At 70.1% G+C, this 7,351-nt stretch carries 5 protein-coding genes; 1 reads left to right on the top strand and 4 read right to left on the bottom strand.

Annotation, left to right across the window (positions count from 1 at the left end; genetic code table 11):
- Positions 1 to 1,702, bottom strand: a 1,702-nt coding sequence (locus D7W82_RS37390; RefSeq protein WP_120622849.1) for a serine/threonine-protein kinase, incomplete at its 3' end; no start/stop codon positions are given.
- 62 nt (positions 1,703 to 1,764) lie between these two features.
- Positions 1,765 to 2,610: an NAD(+)/NADH kinase gene (locus tag D7W82_RS37385; RefSeq protein ID WP_120622848.1), complete on the bottom strand. Its 846-nt coding sequence runs from the start codon at positions 2,608 to 2,610 to the stop codon at positions 1,765 to 1,767.
- Positions 2,611 to 2,731: 121 nt separating this feature from the next.
- On the opposite strand from D7W82_RS37385, the gene D7W82_RS37380 reads away from it, so the two are divergent.
- A complete protein-coding gene (locus D7W82_RS37380) occupies positions 2,732 to 4,069 on the top strand; it encodes a replication-associated recombination protein A (RefSeq protein WP_120622847.1) in 1,338 nt (445 codons plus the stop codon).
- A 22-nt stretch (positions 4,070 to 4,091) separates the two neighbouring features.
- On the opposite strand, the gene D7W82_RS37375 is transcribed toward D7W82_RS37380, so the two are convergent.
- Positions 4,092 to 5,564, bottom strand: coding sequence for a sigma-54 dependent transcriptional regulator (locus D7W82_RS37375; protein WP_120622846.1), 1,473 nt, complete (start codon positions 5,562 to 5,564; stop codon positions 4,092 to 4,094).
- On the bottom strand, positions 5,561 to 7,141 hold the full coding sequence (locus tag D7W82_RS37370; protein ID WP_120622845.1) for an ATP-binding protein: 1,581 nt from the start codon (positions 7,139 to 7,141) through the stop codon (positions 5,561 to 5,563). Before D7W82_RS37370 ends, D7W82_RS37375 begins: the two co-directional genes overlap by 4 nt.
- Positions 7,142 to 7,351 lie beyond the last annotated feature (210 nt).

Raw genomic sequence — 7,351 nt, 5'->3', positions numbered from 1 at the left:
GATGGCACTCCGCGGCCGTCTCCAGCAGCCGCAGGCACGTCCCGAACTTCCCGCTGGCCTGCCCTGGCTTGCCCGCCACGAGCAGCTCCACGCCCAGCGTGTACTCCGCCCCCGCGCCCGGGGAGTCTGAAATCCAATCCAGGGCCTCGTGCGATTCGCTCCGGGCGTTGACGCTCGGCACGCCCTGCGTCCGGGTGCCCGCCTTCCGAGGCTCCGGCACCCGTGCATCCACCACCGGCTCCGGCGGAGGGGGCGGAGGCGGCAGCCGCTCCAGCGACACCTGCACGCGCTCCGGCACGGCGGCCTGCGACACGGTGGTCGCCCACGGCTGGTACCCCACGAACCGCAGCTCCAGCTGGTGCGAGCCCTCTCCCGAAGCGACGCTCAGCACCGTCGGCGTCATCCCGACCTGCTTGCCGTCCCAGCGCACCTCCGCGCCCGGCGGCACGGAGACCACCTGGAGCTTGCGCGAGCGGGGCTCCGACAGGTCGGGCATCACCGCCCGCCCCACGAAGAAGACGACCGCCGCCGCGATGACGGCCGCCCAGACCCAGCCGGGCACGCCCGCGCCCATGTCCGCCGCGGGGCTTCCGCCCACCAGCGCCCCGGGCACGTCCTCCTCCGGGAACGCTTCCGCGTGCGCGCGGTGCACCGCGGACGCCCGCCCCGGCTCGTCCATTCCCGCCGGGCCGCCCTCCCCCGTCCACACCGCCACCTGGCGCAGGAAGGACTCCGGAATCCGCGGCGGCTGGCCCGCGAGCTTCAGCTCCTCCTCGAACAGCCAGGCCATCAGGTGGCGCAGCGTGGACGCGGGGAACAGCGGCGCCCGGTACGCGAGCCACTCCGCCAGCGCGCGCTGGAAGTCCTCCGCGCTCGTGAAGCGGTCATCCCGCCTCAACGCCAGCGCCCGCGACACCAGCGCCCCCAGCGACGGATCCAGGTCCGGCACGTGCGCGTGCGGGGGCGTCAGGTCGCCCGTGGCGATGCGCTCCATCACCGAGGCCTGGTCCCCCTCCGCGGGCCTGCGGCCGGTGAGCAGTTCGAAGAGGACGACGCCGGCCGTGTACACGTCCGAGCGCGCGTCCAGCGCCTCCGCTCGCGTCTGCTCCGGCGACAGGTAGAGGAACTTGCCGCGCACCACGCCCGCGTCCGTGTCCTGCCGCCCGGCCCACTGCGCCTTCGCGATGCCGAAGTCGGTGAGCTTCACCTCGCCCTCGTAGCTCACCAGGACGTTGTCCGGCGACACGTCGCGGTGCACCAGCCCCAGCGGGCGGCCCTCCTCATCGCGGCGCGTGTGCGCGTGGTGCAGGCCCTTGCAGACCTCCACCATCAGCTGCACGGCCAGCGGCGCCGGCAGGTGCGCCATCCCCTTCAGCTTCAGGCGCTTGAGCACCTTGGACAGGGGCTGGCCGTCCACCCACTCCATGGCGAGGAAGTACTCCCCCGCCTCCTGCCCGAAGTCGAAGACCTGGACGATGTTGCCGTGCGACAGCCCCATGGAGATGCGCGCTTCGTTGAGGAACATCCGCACGAAGGCGGGATCCTGCGCGTACGGGTCCCTCACGCGCTTGATGACGACGGACCGGGACACGCCCTCCGCCACGGTGTAGCGCGCGCGGTGCACCACGGCCATGCCGCCCGCGCCCAGGCGCTCCTGCAGCTCGTACTTGCCGAAACGCGTCGTGTGCCCACCCGTCGTCACGGGCCGGACGCTACCCCACCGCTCACCCCCGAGGGGAGCCCCACCGGAAGGGCGCGAAAGCCTCAGCGCTCACCCCAGTGGAGCTTCTGCCGGAGGATGGTGAAGAAGGCCACGCGCGGGTTGCGCACCAGGCCCACGCGGTTGGGCGAGCGCACCACTTCAATGCAGTCCCCGCCCTGGAGCGAGTGGCCCGTCTGCCCGTCCAGCGTCAGGTACGTGTCCGCCGTCTCGCTCTTCAGCGTGACGCGGATGGTGCGGTCCGCCGGCACCACGATGGCCCGCTGGGTCAGCGCGTGCGAGCAGATGGGCGACAGGATGGTGCAGTCCACCGACGGGTGCACGATGGGGCCGCCCGCGGACAGCGAGTACGCCGTGGAGCCCGTGGGCGTGGCCAGGATGACGCCGTCCGACTTGTAGATGGTGATGGGCACCCCGTCGATGGACGTCTCGTGGTCCGCGATGCGCGCGAGCGCGCCCTTGTTGATGACCACGTCGTTGAGGATTTCATCCTCAATGAGGACCTTGCCCCCGCGCAGCAGCCGGCAGGACAGCTTCATCCGCGAGTCCACGTGGAAGTTCCCCGCCAGCACGTCGTCCAGCCGGCTGAAGAGCTCCTCCACGGACACTTCCGTCATGAAGCCCAGGCTGCCCAGGTTCACGCCGATGATGGGCACGTTGCGCCCGCCCAGCAGGCGCGCCGCGTAGATGAGCGTGCCGTCACCGCCCAGCACCACCACCAGGTCCGCGCGGGCCGCCAACTCCCGGTCCTCGATGCGCGGCCAGTTCAGCGCATGCGCCAGGGCACGGTCCGCCAGCACCGTCAGGTCCGGGTGGCGCTGTTGAATCTCCGCCGCCAGGGCGACGGCCTGCGGGGTGTCTCGCTTCGCGACGATGACGAGGGTCTGCACGCCCCCCGGGTTCTAGTCCAGCCGGCCAACCGTCCTCCCCAGGAAAATGACGCACCTGCTCGGCCCCGGACATCACAAGGGTGCGCGACTGGGCGGACAGGGCGCTAGGTTTGGAGGCCCCATGGACCTCTTCGACCACGCCAGCCAGAAGGAACAGGCCGTCCTGGCGCCGCTCGCCGAGCGCATGCGCCCCACCTCGCTCAGCGAGTACCTGGGCCAGGAGCACCTCACCGGCGAGGGCCGCTTCCTGCGCCGCGCGCTGGAGAGCGACCAGGTGCCCAGCCTCATCCTCTGGGGCCCGCCCGGCACCGGCAAGACGACGCTCGCCCAGCTCGTCGCGCGCTCCACCGGCGCCGCCTTCGAGACGATGTCCGCCGTGCTCGCGGGCGTGAAGGACATCCGCGAGACGGTGGCCCGCGCGCAGGACCGCTGGAAGTTGAACCGCCAGCGCACGCTCCTGTTCATCGACGAAATCCACCGCTTCAACAAGTCGCAGCAGGACGCGCTCCTGCCCCACGTGGAGAAGGGCACCGTCACGCTGATTGGCGCCACCACGGAGAACCCGTCCTTTGAAGTGAACGCCGCGCTCCTGTCCCGCTGCCGCGTCATCACCCTGCGCGGGCTGGAGCAGGAGGAGCTCATCGCCGTCATGCGCCACGCCGTCGCGGACCCCAGGGGCCTGGGCGGCAAGGTGGCCGTGGACGACGCGGCGCTGGAGTTCATCGCGGACGCGGCGGGCGGGGACGCGCGCAAGGCCCTCACCGCGCTGGAGGCCGCGGCGGCGTACGGCCGCACGGCGGTGGACCGCAAGGTGGCGGAAGAAGCGCTCCAGCAGAAGCTGCTGCTCTACGACAAGGGCGGCGAGGAGCACTACAACGTCGTCAGCGCGTTCATCAAATCCATGCGCGGCAGCGACGTGGACGCCGCGCTGTACTGGATGACGCGCATGCTGGAGGCGGGCGAGGACCCCGTCTTCATCTTCCGCCGCATGGTCATCTTCGCGTCCGAGGACGTGGGCAACGCGGACCCGCGCGCGCTGGGCGTGGCGGTGGACGCGCTGAGGGCCTTCCAGCTCATGGGCCTGCCGGAGGGCACCCTGCCCCTCACCCAGGCCGTGACGTACCTGGCGCTGGCGCCCAAGTCGAACGCCGTCATCGCCGCGTACGCGGCCGTGCGCGAGGCCGTGACGAAGGAGGGCGCGCTGCCGGTGCCCATGCACCTGCGCAACGCGCCCACGAAGCTGATGAAGTCGCTGGGGTACGGTGGCGGGTACAAGTACCCGCACAACTTCGAGGGCAACTACGTCCCGGAGGACTACCTGCCCGAGGCGCTGCGCTCGCGCTGCTTCTACACCCCGACGCGCAACGGCTTCGAGGCGGAGCTGTCCGAGCGCTACGAGGCCATCCAGCAGCAGCTCGCCGCGCGGCGCGGCGAGCGCGAACCCGGGGAGGACGGCTGAACCGTCCTCCCACGGGACTGCATCAGGACACGGCTTCCAGCGCGGGGCCGGGGCCGTTGTCCGCGTCCGGGCCCTTGGGCGAGCGCGGCTTCATGCTGCGGCCGGCCACTTCGTACTGCTTGAGCAGGCGGCGGAAGTTGGAGCGGTCCACGCCGGCCGCGCGCGCCGCGCTGGACACGTTGTGGTTGTTCTTCTCCAGCAGCGCGGACAGGTAGCGGCGCTCGAAGGCGCGCATGGCCAGGCGCTTGGCCTGGGCGTACGGCAGGTGCGCCAGGCTGAACACCTCCACCGCCGAGTCGGCCTGGGGCGCGGCCTGGAAGCCGGGCGGCAGGTCCTCCACGTCGATGGCGTCGTTGGCCGTCAGCACCACCGCGCGCTCGATGACGTTCTCCAGCTCGCGCACGTTGCCCGTCCACCGGTTGCAGGTGAGCGCCTCCATGGCGCGCGGGCTGATGCCGGTGACCTTCTTGTCCGCCTTGGCGGCGTAGACCTTGAGGAAGTGGTGCGCGAGCAGCGGCACGTCCTCCGGGCGGTCGCGCAGGGGCGGCAGGTCGATGGTGATGACGTTGAGGCGATAGAAGAGGTCCTCGCGGAACTTGCCCTGCTCCTTCGCGCGGGACAGGTCCACGTGCGTGGCGGCGATGACGCGCACGTCCACCTTCACGGGCTCGTTGGCGCCCACGCGCTTGACTTCCCCCTCCTGGAGGACGCGCAGCAGGCGCACCTGGGTGGCCGGGGGCACGTCGCCAATCTCGTCCAGGAAGATGGTGCCGCCGTCGGCCGCCTCGAAGAGGCCCTTCTTGTTGCCGGTGGCGCCGGTGAAGCTGCCCTTCACGTGGCCGAAGAGTTCGCTCTCCAGCAGCGTCTCCGACAGGGCCGAACAGTTGACGGCGACGAAGGGCTTGTCGCGGCGCGCGCTGCGGTAGTGGATGGCGCGGGCGACCAGCTCCTTGCCCGTGCCGCTCTCACCCTGGATGAGCACCGTGGCGGTGGAGTGGCTGACCGTCTCCACCAGCTTGAACACGGCGCGCATCTGCGAGGACTGACCGATGAGGTCCTCGAACTGGCTGCGCGCGGTGAGGGCCTCCTCCAGCGCGCGGGTGCGGTCCTTCAGCGCCTTGCGCTCGGCGGCCTTGGCCACCGTGAGGCTGACCTCGTCGATGTTCTCGAAGGGCTTGGTGAGGTAGTCGTACGCGCCCGCCTTCACCGCCTCCACCGCCGTCTCCACGGTGGCGAAGGCCGTCATCATGATGACCTCCACGTCCGGGCGGTCCGCCTTGATGGCGCGCAAGAGGTCCATGCCGGACAGGTGCGGCATCTTGATGTCGAGCACGACCACGTCGATGGACGGATCCTTCGCCGCCGCGAGCCCCTCCACCGCGTCGTCGATGGCGACGACCGGGTGTCCTTCCCGCTGGAGGATCTGGGTGACGGCCTTGAGGACGACGGAGTCGTCATCCACAACGAGGACCTTGGCGCGCTTGACTTGGTTCACGGCAACCTCTCGAGCTGCAGGGGAATAGGCAGGTAGACGGTGAAGCGGGAGCCCTGACCCACGTGGGTATCCACATGGAAGGTGCCCCCGTGGTCCTGGACGATGCGATAGGCGATGGACAGCCCCAGGCCGGTGCCCTCGCCGGGCGGCTTGGTGGTGAAGGACGGCTCGAAGATGCGCGGCAGGTGCTTCTCTTCAATGCCCGAGCCGGTGTCCTTCACCGCGAAGAAGGTCCGGTCGCCCTCGCGCCCCGTCTCCAGGGACAGGCGCCCTTCCGCGTTGGGCAGCGCCTGGAGGCCGTTCTGCAGCAGGTTGAGCACCACCTGCGCGAGCGTGCCGGGGTCGCCGTACACCTTGGGCAGCCCGTCCTTGAGGCCCAGATTCAGCTCCACCTTGGGCATGGACTTGAGCTGCGCGCGGAAGAGCACCGCGGCGTCCTCCACGCACTTGGACAAATCAAAGAGGCGGCGGTCCTCCACGCGGCTGTGCCGGCTGAACTTCAGCAGGCTCTCCACGATGCGCTTGCAGCGCAGCGCGCTCTCTTCAATCAGCTTCAGCGACTCCAGGTCGCTCTCGCTGCGGCCCGCGTCGCGGGACATCAGCTGCGCGAAGGCGAGGATGCCGCCCAGCGGGTTGTTGATTTCGTGCGCCACGCCGCCCGCGAGCTGGCCCACCGCGGCCATCTTCTCCGTCTCGATGAGCCGGCGCGTCATGGCCTGCTCCTCGGTGACGTCGCGGTAGGTGCACACCGCGCGGTCGTCCCCCGCGAACGGGTACGCGGCCACCACGTAGCTGCGCCCGCCCTGCTGCACTTCCCCGCGCGCGCCCTTGCCCGTCTCCATGGCGGAGGGCAGCGGGCAGCCCGCGCACGGCGTGTCCCGGCCGAAGAGGTACTGGTGGCACGGGACGTCCGAAGGCACCTCTTCGATGGAGCGGCGGGCCACCTGCGCGTAGGCCACGTTGGCCCGGCGCACCGCGAAGTCCCGCGCGCGCACCACCGCGAGCGGCGTCTCCATGCAGTCGAAGGACAGCTCCCACTCGCGCTTGGCCGTGGAGAGCAGGCGCGTGCGCAGCGCGACGCGCTCCTCCAGGTCCGCGTTGAGGTGCTTGAGCTCCGCGTTCTGCTCCTGGGTGACGCGGTAGAGCCGGTCGTTCTCCGCGTGGAGCGCGTACTGCTCGAAGGCGCTCTTCACCGTGAGGACCAGGTGGCTGTCGTTCCAGGGCTTGGAGATGAAGCGGAAGATTTCGGAGCGGTTGATGGCCTCTTCGATGGCCTGCTGATCCGCCTGCCCCGTCAGCATGATGCGCTGGGCGCGCGGCGCCTGGAGCTTCACCTGGGTGAGGAACTCCACCCCGTTCATCCCCGGCATGCGGAAGTCGGAGATGACGACCTCCGGCTGGAAGCGCTCCAGCGTGCGCAGTCCCGCTTCGGCGTCCGTCGCCGTCTCGATGTCCCACTCACCGCGCCGCAGCACCCGCCGGATGGACTTGAGGATGTTCTCCTCGTCGTCCACGAGCAGCAGCCGCCCTCGGGCGACCGGGTCCTGCGCCTGCGCTTGAGCTCCGAGGGTTCCCATGGACTTTCCGGAGTTCGACATTTGCAATGGCCTTGCCAAACCGGAGATTTGGATAAACCCCGGCAATCACGTCCTTTTTCAATGACATGACAAAAAGGGGCAAGGTCATTGTAGACCCATGGGACCCATTGGGGTCAAACACGACTCAGGGTGTTTGACCCTCTGGGTGTCAGCCAGCCCGGGAGGGCGGCGTGGAGAACAGGGGGGCGG

Origin of the sequence: Corallococcus sp. CA049B, assembly GCF_003611685.1 — a bacterium.
Classification (GTDB): domain Bacteria; phylum Myxococcota; class Myxococcia; order Myxococcales; family Myxococcaceae; genus Corallococcus; species Corallococcus coralloides.
This window is presented reverse-complemented; position numbering and strand designations above follow the sequence as displayed.